Here is a 20,447-nt window from a genome sequence, read left to right on the forward strand (position 1 = left end):
ACGGTTTTTAATTAGCATTCGTAGAATATAAAGTTTCAAGTCGATTCGCCAATCGAGCTACCAACGGAAAATCAAGGGTTTCAAACTACGAACTAAAAACAGTCCAGACTATTGGTAAATGACGATTTCAGATGCAGAGGAGGATCTACAGTAGCCCACAACACATTAATCTTAACCAGAACTATGCAACTCAAGGCCCCTAAACTGCTCGGCTGAAGTTTGATATGCTGCTCTCCCGTTAAAGACCACATCTGTCTTTGGTATGACAATCTACTGTTTTTAAAGTTGCGTTAAGTTTTGATGTATGGCGAGGTACTTTACCAAATGTGCAGCGGAAGCTCCTAATCTAAAAAGTAAAGTCACCTGCTTGCCAACCACCGAATACTATCCGAGGAGAGAGGAGAAATGCTTGAATCTTACCGCCGTACCGCGGCCGTTCGGGCCCATGAGGGAATTCCACCCCTGCCGCTAGACGCCCAGCAAACGTCGGAACTGTGTGAACTGCTGAAAAATCCGCCGCCAGGAGAAGAAGAAACCTTAATAGAATTATTGCGCGATCGCGTCCCCCCAGGCGTAGACAGCGCCGCCTACGTCAAAGCTGGTTTTCTAACTGGCATTGCTAAAGGCGAAATCCACAGCCCCCTAATTGCTCCCAAATGGGCAGTTTACCTGCTGGGGACAATGATGGGCGGTTACAACGTCCAATCTTTAATCGATTTGCTCAATCCTACTGCCGAAATTGCCATTCCCGCCACCGCAGCCCGGGCCTTGAGCAAAACGTTGTTAGTATTCGACGCTTTCCACGATATTCTGACTTTATCCGATACCAATCCCTACGCCAAGCAGGTAGTCGATTCTTGGGCGGATGCCGAGTGGTTCACCAGCCGCCCCCAACTGCCCGAAGCGATTACCGTTACAGTCTTCAAAGTTCCAGGAGAAACCAATACTGACGACTTGTCCCCCGCACCTCATGCTACCACGCGGCCGGACATTCCCCTACACGCTTTGGCGATGCTGGAAAGTAAGATGCCAGGAGGTTTGCAAACCATTGCAGACTTGAAGCAAAAAGGTCATCCCGTAGCCTATGTTGGTGATGTTGTCGGCACCGGTTCCTCGCGGAAATCCGCGATTAATTCCGTGCTCTGGCACATTGGCAATGATATTCCGTTTGTGCCGAACAAGCGCAGTGGCGGTTATATTTTAGGAAGTGCGATCGCCCCGATATTCTTCAATACCGCTGAAGATTCCGGCGCATTGCCGATCGAATGTGATGTCTCCAAAATGGAAACAGGAATGGTAATTACCATCCATCCATACAAAGGCGAAATCACCAACGAAGCCGGAGAAATAATCTCCACATTCACCCTCAAACCCGACACAATTCTAGACGAAGTTCGCGCAGGTGGCCGAATTCCGCTATTAATTGGACGAACTTTAACCGACAAAACCCGCGCAGCTTTAGGACTAGAACCCAGCACTATTTTTACCCGCCCTACAATCCCAGTAGATACGGGCAAAGGCTTCACTTTAGCACAAAAAATGGTAGGCAAAGCTTGCGGTTTGTCCGGCGTTCGTCCCGGTACATCTTGCGAACCAGTCATGACAACAGTCGGCTCGCAAGATACCACCGGGCCGATGACTCGAGACGAATTGAAAGAACTTGCTTGTTTGGGATTTAGCGCCGATTTGGTAATTCAAAGTTTCTGCCACACCGCCGCTTATCCGAAGCCAGTTGATGTCAAAACTCACCATGAATTGCCCGATTTCATGGCAGAGCGCGCCGGCATAGCTTTGCGCCCCGGAGACGGCATTATTCACTCTTGGCTGAACCGGATGTTATTGCCGGATACAGTGGGAACTGGCGGCGATTCTCACACTCGTTTTCCTTTGGGAATTTCCTTTCCTGCGGGTTCGGGATTGGTGGCATTTGCTGCTGCCTTGGGCGTCATGCCTTTGGATATGCCGGAATCAGTTTTAGTGCGGTTTAAAGGTGAATTGCAGCCCGGAGTAACGCTGCGGGATGTTGTGAATGCCATTCCCTATGTGGCGATTCAAAAAGGTTTGCTAACCGTCGAGAAACAGAACAAGAAAAACATCTTTTCTGGGCGGATTATGGAGATTGAAGGTTTGCCCGATTTGAAGGTCGAGCAGGCTTTTGAATTGACCGATGCGACTGCAGAGCGTTCTTGCGCGGGATGCACGATTAAATTGAGCGTGGAGACTGTTTCCGAGTACATTCGTTCCAATGTCGCGCTGCTGAAAAACATGGTGGCGCGGGGCTATCAAGATGCGCGGACGATGATGCGCCGGGTGGCGAAGATGGAGGAATGGCTGGCAAATCCGGTGCTGCTGGAGGCGGATGCTGATGCGGAATACGTTGAAATCATCGAAATCGATCTGAACGAAATTAAAGAGCCAATTGTGGCTGCTCCCAATGACCCGGATAATGTTAAGTTGTTGAGTGAGGTTGCGGGCGATCGGGTTGACGAAGTATTTGTCGGTTCTTGCATGACAAATATCGGTCACTACCGCGCCACTGCGAAGGTGTTGGAAGGTGCAGGGGAAGTGAAAACTCGCCTGTGGATTTGTCCGCCAACTCGGATGGACGAACAGCAACTCAAAGAAGAAGGTTATTACAGCATTTTTGGAGCCGCTGGAGCGCGTACAGAAATGCCTGGTTGCAGTCTTTGTATGGGCAATCAAGCGCGGGTTAAAGATGCGACAACGGTTTTTTCCACTTCTACTCGTAACTTTAACAACCGCATGGGCAAAGATGCTCAAGTTTATCTGGGTTCAGCGGAATTGGCGGCCGTTTGTTCGCTGTTAGGTCGCATTCCCACAGTCCAAGAATACAACGACATTGTGTCGAAGAGAATCGATCCTTTTGCTGGTGATTTGTATCGGTATTTGAATTTCGATCAAATTGCTGGTTTTGAGGATGAAGGACGAGTTATTGCTTTGGAAGATATGCCTCGAATTGAGGATATTTTAGGGATTCCCGATGGTGTGCTGAGCAAGTAATTTCGTCGAAACTCAGCGAACTGCTTATCTGGAAACGCAAATGAACGCAGGTGTACGCAGATGAATTTTATCTGCGTTCATCTGTGTTAATCCGCTGACATCTGCGGTTACAACAAATCCCAGAAGGTCCATGAATCATCCCCCGTTTTTTGTTTAAAATATAAGTAGAGGCGAGTTCGATCGCCAATCTCTAATTCCGCTCCAGGATATCGACCTGCCAATCCCTATAAATCCGCTTGAGGAGAAAAAAAGTATGTCTGAACGAGCTTTAATCACTGAAAACCCAGAGAGACCAACTTCAGCGCCAGAAATTCGCATTGGTAATGAAATGGTAGAGTTTCTCAGTGTAATTCAGCAAACTCCGAGAGAATATTGGCCTAATTTGCTTAAAATGATGAGGTTATTTCTGGAAACTGTGACAGTTAAGCCAGGATTGTCGGAACCCGCCGAGACGCCTGAAAATGTAGATTTTACTAAACTGTCGAAGGAGGGAAGTATCAACAGAAATCAAGCTATGACCAGAGTAATGCTAGCGGGGATAAAGGAGGGAAATGAGGATAACGAAAAACCAGAAATTATCGATCCTTTACAGCAGCACGAAGCTCTGAGCAAGCTGTTACAGTCTTGGGTAGATGATGGAGATGAACAGGAGCAAACAGAAACCGCTGAAGTTCTCCGCAAGGCACTAGAAGAAAACCCCGTGCATATATAAGAGCATTCCATGAGCAGAATAGTTTTGTTAGATTCTGGGCCTTTAGGAATTGTTACAAATCCCAAAGCCACCTCTCCTTTTTATCAAGAGGGCAAACTTTGGCTGCAATCTTTGCCACAGAAAGGTTACATTGTAATGCTCCCTGAAATTGCTGACTATGAGGTGAGGCGCGAATTAATTCGTGCAGGTAAGGCTGCCGGCATTAGACGACTTGATGAACTTAAATCGCAAATCCCCTACCGTCCTTTGACTTCGGAGGTAATGCTTTTAGCGGCTCAGTTGTGGGCGCAAGCGAGAATGAGAGGAAGACCAACCGCAGAAGCTAATGCACTTGACGGGGATGTGATTTTGGCGGCTCAAGCAATATTGGAGGCAAGTGAAGGCAATGATGTGGTAATTGCTACAACAAATGTCGGGCATTTGTCGCAATTTGTTGATGCTCGCGAGTGGCGACTAATTCAGTAATCTTTAAATCGATCGCACTTACGCACTTACGCACTTACCCTATACCTGCTATACTTTGAACTACAGATATTTTTGCAGACACCGTTGGCGAGATAAACAGGATGGTGGAAACAGTGGACACAATCGAAAAAATTGACGATCGCACACAAACCCGCTACTGGGGTCAAGTTACAATCATAGACGCGGGCGATCGTTATAAGATCAATCGCATTGAAGTCAAGCCGGGGCATCACATCAGCACCCAAATGCACTATCACCGCAGCGAGCACTGGGTTGTCGTCTCCGGTACCGCTAAAGTTATCTGCGACGACAAAGAGACGATTCTCATGCAGAAACAGTCAACCTACGTTCCCATGAATACTGCTCACCGCGTAGAAAATCCCGGCGTGATTCCCCTGGTAATGATTGAAATCCAAAATGGTGAATACCTCGGCGATGATGACATTATCCGCTTCGCCCAAGATGCTCACGAGCAAGATTGATCCTAGATCCAAATATGAAGCAATCGCAGACACCGGGGAAAAGCTTCGCACACCGAACAATCACCGAAAGCAACCAGGATACAAGCCCCCGGATTCATCTCGCGCAAGTCAATGCTTCAATTCTAAAATCTAAAATCTAAAATCTAAAATCGATTGACCTACGCCGCGACAGGAAACCAGATAATATCATGTCCGCTCGATTGACCATAATATCCCGGCCGGGCGGGTTTTTGAGATTGTCAATTATTGGCAGATATTGTTAGTGAACCCGCCCCTACCTGATGAAGGGTAATCGACCGGACATGATATAAATCCTACCATTAAAACTGTAGGGGCAATTTCAGAATTGCCCCTACCTGATTATATTAACTTTGTTAAGCACCAGAATTTGATATAGCAATTGGCGATCGTCCTACGGCAAAGAAGCGTTTTTCAAATCTACATTTGCCATATTGGCATTCTTTAAATTAGCACCTGTCAAGTCCGAACCGTTCAAATTTGCACCGTTCAAATTTGCATTGGTCAAATTTGCATCCCGCAAGTTGACTCCCTGTACGTCTATTCCCGACAAACTGCCACCTCTGAGGCTGACATTAGATAAATTCGCTAAAGACTGGCGAGCATTTCTCAGGTTTGCACCCGCCAAATTGGCGCTTTCTAAATTAGCGCCGATTAAATTAGCGCTGGTGAGGTTGGTATTTTTCAAACTCGCAATCACTAAACCCGCCAAACTCAGATTAGCGCGGCTCAAATCAGCACCCTCCAAATTAGCCCCGTGCATTTTAGCCGCAATTAAACTCGCACCTTGCAATTTAGCTTGTTTCAGATTTGCTTCATTCAGTTTGGCTTCGTTCAAATTTGCACCGTTCAAATTTGCACCGCTGAGATTCGCACCGCTCAAATCTGCGCCCGTCAAATCAATACCAGCCAGCTCCGCTCCTGTCAAGTCACATTGGGTACATTTTTTAGTTTCTAATAATTGTTTGACGTGTGATACGTTTTCTGCCTTTACTCCCGAGGCAAAACCGATCGCAATCAGCAGCCCTGTTGTTGTTAAAATTCCAAGTTTCATATACCCACCCTCAGCAATATCTCTCTCTTAATAATATCCCACATTATTAAAGAGGGTAGGGTGATCAGTCTCTTTGATAAACTGTGACAATCATCACCCTGTTGTGCACAACATATGCAATAATTATTGACGTTTCAACTCCCCCAAATTATTGTAACGAATTATTGCTTTTTCAGGAACCAAAAAGGAAAAGATTGCGTCGGTTCGAGACGGACGCCGGTAATGCTGTTCTGAGCAAACGTATAGTCCTTATCCTGCCAAAGAGGGATGAAAGGTACATCTTTACCCAGTATGTCTTGAATTTCGGCAAATATGGCTTTGCGGGTTTGAGGGTTTGTTTCTTTGCGCTGCTTGTCGATCAGTTGATTTACCCGATCGCTATAATAAAACGAACCCTGACTTTGACTTGCACCCTTGGAGCAGCCCCCAGCCTCCGAACCTGTGGCACAATCTAAAAACGGCTGAATGTAATTGTCAGCGTCAAAAAAGTCGGCCGACCAATCCACTAAAACCGCTGGATAAATGCCCTTCTCTATGTTTTGAAACAAAGTCGGAGATTCAACGCTGTTAATTTCTACCTGCATTATCCCGTCCATTTTGAGTTTAGTTTGCGCCTCGATCGTACTCGCGACTAAAGCTCTTTTTCTTGAAGCCGAAGCATGCCAAATTTGCAGAACAAAAGGATTTGTGGCCGAGTATCCCGCTTTCGTTAAAAGTTCCTTGGCTTTGGCCGTGTTGGCGTCGCCGTACAGTTCTTTGAAAACCGGTTTTTGAACGTCCAAGGTTGTGGGAATCAGACTGTAAAGCGGTTGTGCTTGTCCCAGCAGTACGCGCTCGTTAATCAGCGGGCGATCCATCACTGCTGCGATCGCTTGTCTCACTTCTAACTTATCCAGCGGTTTAGACTGCATATTCAGCGTCATGTAATTAACCGTACTGCTTTCCCCCGCAATTTCCTGCCATTTCCCTTTTTTTGCTCCCTCATCCAAGCTGCGAACTTGGTCTGCATCCAGAGACAAATAAGCCACATCAACAGCACCAGTCTGAAAAGTATTGAACAAATTTGACGAACTAGAAAGCAGCAAAATGTCAATTCCTTGATTAACCGGCTTTTCCCCCCAATACTTGTCAAACACGTCAAACTTGAGAGAATCGCTGCCGTACTTCGCCAACTTGTAACGTCCAGTTCCCACAAAGGTATCGGGTTTAAATTTACCCGGCCCAATCTCGTAAGCTTTCGGAGAAACTGCACACATACCCGAAAATGTCAACAGGGAAGGAAAAGCAGCAAAAGGCTTTTTGAGTTGAAAAGTTAATTCGTATTCACCCGTCGCTTTCACGGATTCTACTGCATCGCTCAACAACAAAGCCGGACTGCCGCCATTTTGGATAAACCGCTGCAAGGAAAATTCCATTGCGGCGGCGTTAAACGGTGTGTCGTCGTGAAAAACAACGCCTTGACGCAAGGGGATTGTATATGTCAATCCGTCTTGGCTAACTTTTGGCATCGCTGTCGCTAAGTGGGGGATTAACTTTGTAGTTCCCGACTCGTAGGCGTAGAGAGTGTCGCCCAAATTGCGTAGCAATTGTCCAGATAAGGTTTCGTAACCGTCCGCAGGGTCGATCGTCCGCAATTTCAAAGTTGTGCCAATAGTAACGCGGTTATTAGCATTTTCGCCGCTCGCAGTGACCGATGGACGTGTTCTTTGTCCACAACTTGCAGTTAACAAGCAGCACAGAAAGAACAGAGCTATCGCTTTAATCACTGAAGGTTTTATATGTATTCTAGGCTGCTGCTTGTTGATTCCCATCGTCTTTTTTTGACACTCCAAATTACTGATTATATTATCAGGACTTACGCACTGTTAGACTAGAAACCGGATTTATTGGTAGATTCTCCTGTAATATCACGTCCGAGCGATTGACCATAATATCCCGGCCGGGCGGGTTTTTGAGATTGTCAATTATTCGCAGATATTGTTGTTGAACCCGCCCCTACCTCATTTCGGGCGAAGCGAAGCGGAGGGAATCGACCGGACAGAAGATAATAGCTAGTAAAAGTATAGTCATTTATGACATGACATGGGAGGCATTAAGTCCCTCCCCTTTCACTTTTACTTTGAGCGGATTGACCCGCCTCGGCTGAACTACGCAGCTCCCTATCAAGAAAGCTAAACGCATTTGGGATTGCTTTTCTGAGGATATTGTAAGACCCGTTGACATCGGAATTAATTAATTGACCGACCGATGTCTTGTACAAACCTCTCTTAATTCGCTTGCCGCTAAATGCGACACCATCAGCGCCAGTATGCCCGTACACCGGAATCGGGTCTAAATTCAGGAAGCTCGACTTCGAGGTATAAGATTCCTCTTCCTGTAGCACCTTAATCCCAACCAGTCGAGCTTTGTATTCCAACATCTCAATTAATCGAGCATGAGGAATACTGACGAAGTTTTGGTTGGTTTGCTTTCCTAAACCAATCTCGGTTTTCCATTGTGCATTCTTGCCAATTACTAGCGTCCCAATTTGTTTGGCGACCAAGATACCGATTATTAGCCGACTGGCGTGATGCAAGTAATTATCGACTTTTTGGTTGCGACAGCGAGTTAAGCGCTGAATGCGGGGCGAACTCTTGCGACTTCCTTTTAACTGAGATTGTAAGTGTGAAGAGCGTTTGTTGTAGAACTGGTTAATCGATTTTAATGGTCGCCCGTTAATCAACAGAGGGATGAAACCTGGCTGATTTGAAGTTAACGCCACTAAATTATTCAGTCCTAAATCAATACTAGCTGCCCAAATATCGTTACTGACGGTGGACTCCGGCTCATTATAAATCACCTCAATCACATACGAATCACATTTGGGAATCAGCCTAACTTGGCAAATTTGAGCGGGATTTACTTTGGTCTTTATCAAGATTTCCGTACCCGAAAGCTTGATAATTCCTTTCTTCAATTGCTTGCTGCTAATCGCCTGAATCGTATATATAAGAATATTACGACCCTTGGCTTTATCTTTATATTTCGGTAGCTTCGGACGACCCGTGAATTTAGAAGAATCAATTTTGTAAGCTTTGACTGCTTCAAAAAAGGATTTCCAATTCTTGTCCAATATCATCAAAATTTGTTGACTAACCTTGGCGGGCAAAGCCTTGTATGCTTGATGAGATTTCATCAAACGGTTCATCTCGTTGTAGTTGATGTAACCCCATCCATAAGTAAAACTTTGACGAATGACGTAGTTGGCCGCATTGTAAAGATTCTTGGATTTAAAGGCTAATTCATCCATTTGGGCAAAACGGTGTTCCGTAGATTTAATGATGTGCCTCTCTGTTAGCTGCATTTGGATTTTCCATTCTTAACGAGCGCAACATTCTTGATTTCTCTGACTAGATGATACTACTATTGTCTATTAATGCTTAAAAGTTTAATGAAGTTTTACAATACAAATATCGCTGCCTAACCAGAGCAACTTAAAAACTTGGTGATGTTCGATCGGTTTGAACTCCTTCTGATCAATTTTTAGAGCTTGCTGGCTCATGAGTGTTCTTGCTAAGAAGTGCGACGATCGTCTTAATTAATTTATCCGGTTCGATCGGCTTTGCCAGATGTCGGTGAAATCCAGCTTGCAAAGCTTGCTGTTGATTAACCTCGCCCGCATAGGCAGTCAGGGCGATCGCGGGAATCAGCCCGCCTTGTGCTGGCTGCAGGGCTCGCACTTGCCGCAACAGCATATAGCCATCCATCCCCGGCATTCCAATGTCGCTCACCAGGACATCTGGCTGGAAATTAGTCAACGCTGTGAGGGCTTCTTGAGGGACAGCAACAGTCAGTACCTCTGCACCTGCATCTTCTAGCAAAAAGGAAATCAACTCTCGCATATCCGGCTCATCATCTACCACAAGTATCCGCATCCCGGATAACGGTTCCTCCGCAGTCGATCGTTCCGAAAGTCCTGCAAGAGAGTTTTCTTGTCTTACCTTCGGTGATAGGGGCAGTCTTACAGTAAAGGTAGCTCCTAACCCTTCACCCTGGCTATCTGCCTCAACGGTGCCACCGTGCAGTTCGACTAGATGCCGCACGATCGCCAGCCCCAATCCCAAGCCACCAAACTTGCGGGTTGTAGCGCCATCTTTTTGGCGGAAGTAGTCAAACACGTAGGGTAAAAACTCCGGTGCGATGCCAATCCCTGTATCCGCCACCGTAATTTGAGCCTGATTGCCAACACGAGTCAAATTCACCTCAACGCGCCCCCCGGCTGAAGTAAATTTGACCGCATTGGAAACAAGATTCCAGACAATCTGCTGCAAACGGCCCGAATCCCCCAAAATTTGTCCGATCTGAGGATCTAACACAGTCCGAATATCAATGGATTTGGCAACAGCAGCCAAATTGACAGTTTCGATCGCCGATTCCACAGTTAAAGCTAAATCGACTGGACGAATATTAAGACTGAGCTTGCCTTGGAGAATTTTCGAGACATCAAGCAAATCTTCAATCAATTCACTTTGCAGCTTGGCATTGCGTTCGATCGTGGCTAACGCCTGGGCGGTTTTCGCCGCATCTAGCTTGCCAGTTTGCAGCAGCTTTGACCACCCCAGGATGGGATTGAGGGGCGATCGCAACTCATGGGACAGTACCGCTAAAAACTCATCCTTGATCCGATTGGCCTGTCTTAGCTGTTCCGCTTGCTGCTGGAGTGAATCGTTCAGATTTGCCCGTTCCAGAGCGATCGCGATCTGGTCACAAGTAGATCCCAGCAGCTCGATTTCTGCAGGCGTGAAGTCCGTCCGAGTCAGACTGGCAAATGAGAGCGTTCCTAATAACCGCCCTTGAGCGATTAACGGTTGACCCACGTAAGCCGTCATGCCCAGTTCAGAGACGGCTTTAGCATTCGGATGAGTGGAGAGTTCGGCTTGATTCAAGACAAGTTGCTGCTGCGTTTGGGCAACCAGTCCACAGAGATATTCCCCTAAATCGATCCATGCGATCGCCTGCGCCCTTTCTTCAGAGATGCCATCATAGTTTCTCAAATGCAGCATCGGCTGGTTGTCTTTTTCTTCCACCATGAAGTTGTAGTAAGAGTGCAGATCCAGTTGCACTGCAAGTTTGCGGAATAGCGCGTGCATCAAAGCCAGAGGCTGTTCTGTCTGCATCAGATCGCGGGTAGTTTCATACAGCAATTGCAGTCGCTCACTTGCTTGCCGTTGGGCCGTCTTGTCCTGCATGATTTTGACAAATCCCTGGGGACAATCCGCTTCGTTAAGCAGGGGCATCATCAATCCACTGGCCCAAAAGCGATTTCCATCTTTGCGGACGTGCCAGCGTTCGTCTTCGGCCCGTCCTTGCAGTAGAGCCGTTTGCCTCTGGTACTCGGCTTGTCCTTGTTCGTTATCTTCGGGTGTGAAGATCATCCGACTCGAGCAACCAATTGCTTCTGTCTCGGTATAGCCCAACAACCTTTCTGCCCCGGAGTTCCAACTGGCAATGATGCCGTTAAGGTCGAGGGTGAAGATGGCATAATCTTTGGCGCTTTCAACGATCAGACGGAGGCGGGATTCACTCTCGCGCAGGGCTTCCTCAGCTTGTTTGTGGTCTTCAATATCAACACAGGAGCCGATGTAGCCCAAGAACTCACCGTCCAATCCGTAGCGAGGAACAGCTTCATCCATAATCCAACGGTATATGCCATCACAGCGTTTCAAGCGATAGTCCATCTTGAACGGTTGACGGGCATCAAAGGCAGTCACATACGTGTCTAAACAGCGCTCAAAGTCGTCGGGGTGGACTCCTTCTGTCCAACCATTGCCCGTTTCTTGCTCGATCGTCCGTCCCGTAAAGTTTAGCCACGGGAGGTTGAAGTAATAACAGAGTTTATCGGTGCGGGCCATCCAAATCAGCACAGGGGCGGCATCTGCCATCAGCCGGAACCGTTCCTCACTCTCCCGTAGTGTGGCTTCGGCTTGTTTGCGATCGGTGATATCGTTGACCAGTGCTACAAACCCTTCAACTTTTCCCTGGCTATTGAAGCGGGGAACATAGGTCGCATTGACATAACGGGTTCCACCATCTTTGTAGGAAATTTGGGTTTCAAAGGTCACTTCTTCTCCTGCCAAGACTTGCTCAACATAAGGACGAATCGCTTCATACCCCGTTTCGCCTAAAACCTCTCGGAGATGCTTGCCGTAGATTTCTTTTGCCTCAGATCCAAACCATTCTTCATATGCTCGATTGTGGAAGCGGTAGCGTTGGTCTGAGTCTACAAAGCAAATCAAGGCAGGCACGGCATTGGTGACTAAACGAAGTTCTGCTTCTCGTTGTTGCAATACCTCCTCGGCCAGTTTTCGATCGGTGACATTTCGGAAATAAATCGTAATCCCGTTCGCGGCAGGGTAGGTGCGAACGTCATACCAACGATCGTGCTCGGGATAAAACGCCGTGACTGACAAAGCCACGCGCTCGTTTGCCACGCGACGATAAACCCGCTCAAACTCGCTGCCATCGAGTCCGGGGAATTCTTCCCACAAATTCTTCCCAATCAGCTCGCCTGCAGTGCGGTCTAGCAGAATTTCCGCTGACCGATTCACGTAAGTGAAACGCCAATTCTCATCAAGGGAAAAGAATCCATCATCAATGCTCTCCAGAATGTTCCGACTCAGCTCTTCGCTTTGACGCAACGCTTCTTCGGTTTGTTTACGATCGCTGATGTCGATTAATACGCCGCGCGTCGAAATTATGATGCCATCAGCGTTATAGGCGGAATCGCCCTTTGCCAAAATCCAACGAACGGTGCCATCTGCCCAAAGCGTCCGATACTCTATTTCAGTATGCGGTTGATTCGCTTTTAGCTCTGTGAGCGCGCTGTGAACGAACTGGCGATCGTCGTGATGCACCGCTTCTAAAAACACCTGCATGGACATGGCGGTATTGACGGGTAAACCAAACATCGCTTTGGCTATGTCCGTCAAACTCAGCGTGTCAGTTTCCCTATCCCAATACCACAAACCCAAATTGCCGCCTTCGGAAGCCAGTCGGAGCTGTTCTTCGCTCTCGCGCAATGCCTGGAACGATCGATCGCGCTCGAAGACGATGCTGGCAACTTTGGTGCCGAACTCGGCGAGTTTCTGTTCCCAATCAGTCGGCATCCGCGCCTCGCTAAAGCACAGCATCAGAGACCCCAGAGGTAGATTGTCGTGACTGAACACGGGCTGAGAATGACACGCTAGAATGCCATGAGCCACGCATAAATTTCGCCATGCTTGCGACCAGCGATCGTCGTTGGCAATGTCGGCGCAGGTCACGGGCTGACCGCTATACACTGCTTCGCCGCAGGTTCCAATGCACAAATCGTTAATCGGAGCATCTTGGAGTCCTTCACCAAAAGACGCTGGAAAGTCTGGAGTAATGGATCTGTTAAACGTCAGCCGCTGAGCATCGGCTAGCAGGAAGCAGGCGCGGGTACCCGGATTCAGCCTGGATACTGAGTCACACACGGCTGCCAGACAGTCGTCTAGTGGCTGTCCGAATGCGATCGACTCCAGCAGCCGTTTCTGCTCGATTAGGATGAGTTCAGCCTGTTTGCGATCGGTAATGTCGGCAAGCAAAACGGTCAGTCCACTGGGCGAAGGGTAAATTCGATGGTCGTGCCAACCGTTCCAAGGTGAGTAGAGATAATCAAACTGGAGCGGCGTTTGTTCCCCCATTGCCCGATGAAACTGCACGTAAGCATCGGTGTCAACGGCAGCCGGAAATAGCTCCCAAACGTTCTGACCCAGAATCGCTGACCGCGGCATTCCAACCATTTCACAGTAGCGATCGTTGGCATAGGTGTAGCGCCAATCGCGATCGAGGATGTAAAACCCATCGTTGATGCTAGAAAGTACCGTTTCTAGCTGTTCTTTTGCCTCCGTCGCCGCAGTTTGTGCGACTTCGCCCCGAACCTGGGCTTTTTGTTCTAGCGACCTTGACTCCTGTAAAGTTTGCAAGGCTGCTTTCGCATTTTTTATAGCAGTGCGCCACGAGAGATTGAGTGCAGCGATGAATCCTGCGGCGATCGAGAACATACCCAGCCGAACAATTGTCTCTACATTAGCGATTTTTAAGGAATAGAACGGCTCAATAAAAAAATAGTTGATTGCCAGCGTGGATAAAATTGTTGCCAGAAACCCAGCCCCGAAACTGCCATACCAGGCACTCACCATCACGGCGATGAAAAACAGGGGCGTCGTGGTTGGGTAGAGCCACGGTAAAAGCGATCGGGTTAGCGCCAGTGCCACAGCCACGGAGAGGATCGCCACACCATAGGGAAGTAGTCGAATATCTCTGAAAATGCTGTTGATTCCCTCTAAACTCACCGTTTGTACTCCTTATCCGAAAAATATCTTGCTCGCTGTGCCTTACAGCAGTCGCCAAGCGTTGCATCTGGCGAATTACCTAACTCATCCAGCAATATCTAAATTTGCTTGAGTGCCAAGCCAGAAGGCGTAGCCTGTCAATTTTCCCAACGATTAATCGTGGGAAAGGTCATCCCTAATTTATCCGCCAACTTTTTCTGATACAGCTTCAGCGCTTGCCGCTGTTCTCGCACCCAATTACCGATCGCTGGTTTTTGAGCCCTAAGCCGTTCTATTTTGAGAAGCCCCAGAAGTAACAGATATAAAGCTGTTTATATTTTACAGCTTTTACAGATTCCAGAGGTCAATCTTAAATCTAAAATAGACTAAGTTGCTTTAAATTCCTTTAAGGAGCGATCGCCAATCCCGACAGCGTTTCAGGTAAATGCGAGCTACCTGATCGCTCGGATTTGTTCGCAAACACTCTTCAAATAATTTTCCCGCTTCTCGGAATTCCTTGCGATCGCACAGTAACATAGCTTCATTATATACAGGCAAATTTGCTAGCTTTGCCGACATAATTTCCGGCATATCTGCATCAAATACTTCATAGACTACGACATATTGAGATTTTCCTTTAACCTGTACTTTATCCACAATCCTAATAGCATAATCCTTCGGATTTCGCAACCGTTCTAAAGTCTGCTGAGAAATTAACAGAGGTACGCCGTAATCTTTGGTCAATCCTTCAATGCGAGATGCTAAATTAACAGCATCGCTAATCACAGTGCTGTCCATGCGGCTTTTCCCCCCGACTGTCCCCAGCATCAAAGAACCCGAATTGATGCCAATGCCAATTCGGATCGGGACGTAGCCGACCTCTAGACGGTATTCGTTGTAATTTTTGAGGGTATTTAGCATTGCAATACCCGCTTTCACTGCATCATCTGCAAAGTCACTAAACAAAGCCATAATTGCATCGCCGATGTATTTGTCAATAAACCCGTTATTCCTAGTAATTGCCGGCTCCATCCGCGAAAGGTAAGCATTGATAAATTTAAAATTTTCTTGGGGAGTCATAGTTTCGGAAAGCGTCGTGAAGTCGCGAATATCAGAAAACAGCACGGACATTTCCTGCTGCACTTGGTCGCCTAAATGGACATCTATAATACTTTCATATCCCAACAAATTTAGAAATTGGTGAGGCACAAATCTACCGTAGGCATCAGTTAAGTCTGATTCGGCATCCAGGGATTTTTCTAAATTTTTGTTGAGGTCAAATAGTTTCTTAATAAATAACTGGCGATCGGCTTCAGCTTCTTTGCGTTCCGTGACATCTTGAAAAACTGCGATCGCAAAAGCAACTTTGCCACCATCGTCAAAAATTGGCCTTCCCCAAATTTCTAGGGGAACTTTCTTGTCGGTTCGATGAATTTCCAGATCGTCAGCAGTCGCGTTTTCGCCCCTCAAAGCTCGGACGATGGGCAAATTCTCGAAAGGGTAAATAGTCTCAGTTCCCGCCATATAAATTTGATAACTTTCTGACAAATCCTCAACAGAATTTAAGGGCAAAACTCCTTGACCGAGTAACTGGTGTCCGGCGTGATTTACGTAGTAAGGTTTGCCTTGAGAATCGAGCACTACCACGCCTACCGGAATCGCTTCTAGAAATTGAGCCAGCTTGATTTCGCCTTCGCGCACCGCCTCGAATGCGCGAGATCGCAACTCAGTTTCAACCGTATCGGAATGTTCAGCAGTAGTTTCCAGCAAGATTTCCAGATCGGCTTTTTCCTCCTTCAAGTCTTCCACTTGCTGGCGCAATTTTTCTATCTCTAAAAGTAGCTGTTCTCTAGATGGTTGTTCTTCCAGCATAACTCTAGAATTTGCGCCTCGACTAACAAAAAATTGCTCAATAGCTCGCACCCAAAAAGTAAGCGTGTTTCTATAGAAATTCCAACTCTAAACCAGGCATCAGGCGCTGGAAATTCCTCAAAGATTTACCTTGCCAAGCTATGCTTTGAGAGCCCTGCACCGCCATTTGCACCCTGGCTGTTTTGCGGATCTCGATAATAAACTTCGATAGCATATTGATGCCAGAACTGTTCAAAAATTCTAACTGCTGCAAATTGAGGGTAATTTTCGTCGGTTCCAAGTCGGCAACCTGGGCCAGCAACTGCGCTATCGGCGCGTACTCTGCAGGCCCGCTCAGCCTTAGAGATCCAATCAAACTCACGGTTGCCGTTGCTGGATCGTAACATATCTGGTAATCTTCTGTATTAATTTCCATAGCCACAAAAAAAAGTCCCTTAATATTATCGATCGCTAGCGTTGCTTATACTGTTAATTGCACCATCGTTGTCACCGCAATTACTTCCGGGTCTTGGTGCACGGTCTGGAATTTCCAGCCAAGTTTGGCGGTATAATCGGTGAGCATGGTCAACAAACCCAATCCAGAATTGGTACAGTTGTCGTCAGCAGCATTTTTTTCCAACCGCTGAATGTAAAGTTCGCTTGGCTCCGAGGCCAGCAACTCCTGAATATAAGCCTGAAACTTGTCCACAGCTTGCGGAGAGATGCTGTTAGCAACTGAGACAATCACTCCGTCGCTCTCTAATTGCACTTTAATATCGATCGGGTACTCTGAGGTTTCATCATTAAACTTCATGGCATTTTCCAATAACTCGTTGGCAATGTAGCTAACAGCGCTTTTTATTTCAGCTTGTCTTTCAATTGTCGAGGGTTCATCTTGGTTGCCCGGAAAAAAAGTCGTCAGGTAGTCAGCCAGAAAATCCGCCGACAAACCGTTGTTCCGCCACCGCTGCTTGAGAGGGACCGAACTCGGAGAAAATCCAATTATTAAGTATTCTTGGCTACCTGCCTGCTCAATAAAATCGCCTAAAATCTGAATCATACCGATGTGAGAGCTAAAGTTTGAGATGAGGGGCATCACTGAATATATTTTAAACTTTAGAAGGGATATCCAAGTAGTTATTTTTGTTTGAGTACCAACAATGTGATGTCATCAAAAACTTTTTGTTCGCCGATGTGCGATCGCACGTCCTTAATTACAGCGTGCCTGATTTCGGCCGCCGAACGCTGCCAATTAATCTCTATTACCTCAATTAACCTATCTAAACCATAAAGCACTTTATCCATATTTTTAGCTTCCGTAATCCCGTCAGTGTACAGCACAACCACATCTCCTGAACGCAAATGCACAATTTTCTCAGCAACAAATTCAGCAATATCTACATCCAGCCCGATCGGGAAACCCAAATCGATCGTATCAAACCGCTCGACAGAACCGTTACACCGCACAACAATCATTTCTTCGTGCTGGCCGCTCAGCTTCAGCATCCCCTCCTCATAGTCTAGCAAAGCAAGGCTGGCGTTTTTATCGCATTTCATCCGCTGCACGTTATCGTAAATTACACTGTTAATAGCACTTAAAAATCTTACTGGATCTGGTTCATTGTAGGCGAGCAAGGTTCGCACTGCCGTTTGAACCATAATCATTAAAACGCCGCTCTCCAATCCGTGTCCCGTCACATCCCCAATGCCGATTTTTACTCTACCTTGGTGCTGGAGTACGTCGTAATAGTCGCCGCCTACTTCCTCAGCAGCCTCCATAAATCCCGCAATATCTAAGCCGATAACTTCGTTGAGCTCTCGGTCTTTCGGCAGCAGCATCTGCTGAATCTTGCGAGTAACGTCTAGTTCGGCGCTCATTCGCATATTTTCAGCTTTTAGGCGATCGTTGAGAACAGTAATTTTGTGATTTGCACCAACTAAGGCATCGGCAATCTTGTTAAACGCACCCACAACTTGCCCGAGTTCATCTCTGTTATCCAAAATAATTTTGTGATCGAGATTGCCGCTTGCCATCTTTTTTGCAGCTTCGTCAAGGACAAATACCGTTTGCATAACGCTTCTGTAAAAACTTACAAATAAATAAATAACTAGGGCTAAGGTTATTAACACAACCAGAGAAATTATGCGTTTCTTGGCAACAAAACTATCAATACGTTTTTGCAGCAGAAAGTCTAATTCATTGATAGTTGCGTCCCACAGTTCAAAACTCGAATTCAGAGAGCGATCGCTGCCATCGAGATAGGCATAATATTCCACTAAGGCTGTGGGATAAATCAGTTTATCTATTTGCACAGTTAGTTGCTCTACTACGGAGTTGAATTGGGTCACATTCTCGCTTAATTTCTGTCGCAGATTACCGTGAGGATTATTGCTATATCCTACCTCCATATTGATTGCTACATCCTGATTAAGTTCTCTCAACTTGCCTGCCCAAGTAATCAGTTTCGCTCTTTCTTTAGGTGTGGCATGGGAACGCAAGCTGTTTTTTTGAGAAATAAGCCTAATCTCTGACAAGATTTTTTGCATCTCTGGAAGCTTCAGTAAGGTAGCATCCATCAAATAATAGGTATCTAGATCGGGGTCTAAAATTAGATTAGAAGTATCGCCGACGCGAGCGCTCAGTCTATTAATGTCGGCAGCTAAACGTTGATATACCAAATCGCAAGTTTCTACATTCCACTGGCTGCGGCGAAGTTTCAAGTTTTGCCAATCTTGATAAAGATTATTAAATTTTTCACTGGATATTAATATGTTTCCAAGCTGGCTATCTGTATTAGCCAGGGATTGAAAGTTCGCATCCATCTTAGCTTCTAAATCGGCTCTCGTATCGGGCAGGCTTAAATTTGTATTTAAAGGCTGATAATTTAAGAGTTGAAGTTTAGGTATGTATTCCCTCAACTGGCGCAGTGGGCGCAGGTATTGATTACCGTAGATTTCTTTTTGGGCAAAATCAACCCGGCTGTTAATTTCGGAAATCAGCAGGTGCATGACCAAGGTTAACGGTATTGCAAATAGAAAACCGATTAAGATAAATTTTTGAGGATAGCTCAGCCGATTCATTAAATGGATTCCCAGAGATTTTGTGTTCATAATCTATAGATTTCAACAATATTCTACTAAAAAAGTAGCGATCGCTACTAAAGTAGTTTCGGGGACGATCGCTCTAGAAAACCACAAGGCTAATATAATTAATCAGCGATAGCTGATTTAATTTCTAATGCGTTTTCCTCCTGTTGCAACCAATTTTGAGGCATCCCTGTGAGATCCTTGGCTCAGCTCGCTTCCCCCAGTCTAAAACACGTTTAGCAGTTTTGGGACGCAGAATAGTAATTTGTACTGAGATTCGGGGGCAAGATGAGAGGCTTTTAAGAATATTTACTTAAGCATAAATTTTTCTTAATACCCGGAGACAAAAAGTAAAAATTAAGTAATAACTGGGTAGTGCAAGTTTCCTGAAACACAACTGCAGGCAGCGAGTAGGAAATACTTGCGCCGCACGCACCAGCAGTCAAGTCGGTTCTGCACAAAGGAACCAATAGCACCAGCAATAGTGTCTAAGTAAGTATCTGCAGTTGAGTGTTCAGGAGCGATCGCGCATTGTGTAAAGTGAGGCAGAGGGCGTATGATGAAAAGAATCTCCACAAATAAATTTCAAAAAAATAAAAACCGAGACCAAAAGCAGCCCAATCCTGTAATCTTGGCTTTGGTGCTGACAGGAATTCTGGTATGGGAAATGTATCCGGCGCTAAGACACACCGCTGCGGCTAACGCGGGCGCTCTCAAAGATTCCCTTGCCCAGTTGGAAAGCCAACCGCCGCAAACCGCGCAGCAATTTTCCTCAGCAGCGGTGCCCCAAAAAATCAGCTATTCGGTATTGGCACTAAATACTCTCATTTCCGAACCGGGAAATTTGGCGGAGACGACTCCCCCAAATCCCCCGAACAAATTGCCCGCAACCGTAGCAGCAGCAGTTCGCCGAGAGTTGTCGGACTCCACTGGCATTGCTGCTGACAAGTTGAAAGTAACGGAATCAAGCGGACAAAGTTGGCCGAATACTTGTTTAGGACTCTCGAAAGCGGATGAAATTTGCGGTCAAATGATTGTCGAAGGTTGGCGGGTTGTGGTTTCTGATGGTAGGCAAACTTGGGTTTACCGCACTAATGCTAGGGGAAATATCTTGCGTTTGGAAAAAAAGTTAGCTAGGTAAATGTACCCTGTGAAATGAAATATATGTTTCCTTTTGGAACAGGCAAGATGCCTGTTCCACAAAGAGTGAGTTTTTTTGTAGGTGGGGATCACAAACAGGCAAGATGCCTGTTCCACAAAGAGTGAATTTTCTTGTGGGAGGTTTCTTGTGGGCTTCTGGGCACAGGCAAGATGCCTGTTCCACAAAGAGTGAGTTTTTTTGTGGGTGGTTTCTTGTGGGCTTCTGGGCACAGGCAAGATGCCTGTTCCACAAAGAGTGAGTTTTTTTGTGGGTGGTTTCTTGT

At 46.4% G+C, this 20,447-nt stretch carries 13 protein-coding genes and 1 pseudogene; 5 read left to right on the forward strand and 9 right to left on the reverse strand.

Features of this window, described 5'->3' with window-relative positions; translation table 11 throughout:
- Positions 1-405: 405 nt before the first annotated feature.
- From acnB to QUB16_RS21815, 4 genes are all read left to right on the forward strand, one after another.
- Complete coding sequence (gene acnB / locus QUB16_RS21800; RefSeq protein WP_333319309.1) at positions 406-3,021, forward strand: bifunctional aconitate hydratase 2/2-methylisocitrate dehydratase; 2,616 nt, start codon at positions 406-408, stop codon at positions 3,019-3,021.
- Positions 3,022-3,274: 253 nt separating this feature from the next.
- Positions 3,275-3,733, forward strand: coding sequence for a hypothetical protein (locus QUB16_RS21805; RefSeq protein ID WP_333319311.1), 459 nt, complete (start codon positions 3,275-3,277; stop codon positions 3,731-3,733).
- Between the two features lie 9 nt (positions 3,734-3,742).
- Entirely contained in the window at positions 3,743-4,198 is a 456-nt protein-coding gene (locus QUB16_RS21810; RefSeq protein ID WP_333319313.1) for a nucleic acid-binding protein, read from the forward strand.
- 101 nt (positions 4,199-4,299) lie between these two features.
- The gene (locus QUB16_RS21815; protein WP_445251149.1) at positions 4,300-4,680 is read left to right on the forward strand and encodes a cupin domain-containing protein; all 381 of its coding nucleotides are present in this window, start codon (positions 4,300-4,302) and stop codon (positions 4,678-4,680) included.
- A 412-nt stretch (positions 4,681-5,092) separates the two neighbouring features.
- On the opposite strand, the gene QUB16_RS21820 is transcribed toward QUB16_RS21815, so the two are convergent.
- The 9 genes and pseudogenes from QUB16_RS21820 to QUB16_RS21855 all read right to left on the reverse strand — a co-directional run bounded on the left by QUB16_RS21820 (position 5,093) and on the right by QUB16_RS21855 (position 19,047).
- Complete coding sequence (locus tag QUB16_RS21820) at positions 5,093-5,752, reverse strand: pentapeptide repeat-containing protein (protein WP_333319314.1); 660 nt, start codon at positions 5,750-5,752, stop codon at positions 5,093-5,095.
- A 161-nt stretch (positions 5,753-5,913) separates the two neighbouring features.
- Entirely contained in the window at positions 5,914-7,563 is a 1,650-nt protein-coding gene (locus QUB16_RS21825) for an ABC transporter substrate-binding protein (protein ID WP_333319316.1), read from the reverse strand.
- Between the two features lie 259 nt (positions 7,564-7,822).
- Positions 7,823-9,095 (reverse strand): annotated as a pseudogene (locus QUB16_RS21830) (RNA-guided endonuclease InsQ/TnpB family protein).
- Positions 9,096-9,267: 172 nt separating this feature from the next.
- A complete protein-coding gene (locus QUB16_RS21835) occupies positions 9,268-14,106 on the reverse strand; it encodes a PAS domain S-box protein (protein ID WP_333319318.1) in 4,839 nt (1,612 codons plus the stop codon).
- Between the two features lie 137 nt (positions 14,107-14,243).
- Positions 14,244-14,339 (reverse strand): helix-turn-helix domain-containing protein, encoded by a 96-nt coding sequence (locus tag QUB16_RS33645; protein ID WP_445251150.1) that lies wholly within the window; start codon positions 14,337-14,339, stop codon positions 14,244-14,246.
- Between the two features lie 142 nt (positions 14,340-14,481).
- A complete protein-coding gene (locus QUB16_RS21840) occupies positions 14,482-15,957 on the reverse strand; it encodes an adenylate/guanylate cyclase domain-containing protein (RefSeq protein ID WP_333319321.1) in 1,476 nt (491 codons plus the stop codon).
- Positions 15,958-16,027: 70 nt separating this feature from the next.
- Positions 16,028-16,372, reverse strand: coding sequence for a slr1659 superfamily regulator (locus tag QUB16_RS21845; protein ID WP_333288505.1), 345 nt, complete (start codon positions 16,370-16,372; stop codon positions 16,028-16,030).
- A 45-nt stretch (positions 16,373-16,417) separates the two neighbouring features.
- The gene (locus tag QUB16_RS21850) at positions 16,418-16,996 is read right to left on the reverse strand and encodes a DUF6272 family protein (protein ID WP_333319323.1); all 579 of its coding nucleotides are present in this window, start codon (positions 16,994-16,996) and stop codon (positions 16,418-16,420) included.
- 77 nt (positions 16,997-17,073) lie between these two features.
- Positions 17,074-19,047, reverse strand: a complete 1,974-nt coding sequence (locus tag QUB16_RS21855; protein WP_333319325.1) for a SpoIIE family protein phosphatase — start codon at positions 19,045-19,047, stop codon at positions 17,074-17,076.
- Positions 19,048-19,579: 532 nt separating this feature from the next.
- On the opposite strand from QUB16_RS21855, the gene QUB16_RS21860 reads away from it, so the two are divergent.
- Positions 19,580-20,164 carry a hypothetical protein gene (locus QUB16_RS21860; protein WP_333319327.1) on the forward strand — a complete coding sequence of 195 codons (585 nt, stop codon included), beginning with the start codon at positions 19,580-19,582 and terminating at the stop codon, positions 20,162-20,164.
- The last annotated feature ends 283 nt before the right edge of the window (positions 20,165-20,447 follow it).

The organism is Microcoleus sp. D3_18a_C4 (genome assembly GCF_036702415.1).
Classification (GTDB): domain Bacteria; phylum Cyanobacteriota; class Cyanobacteriia; order Cyanobacteriales; family Microcoleaceae; genus Microcoleus.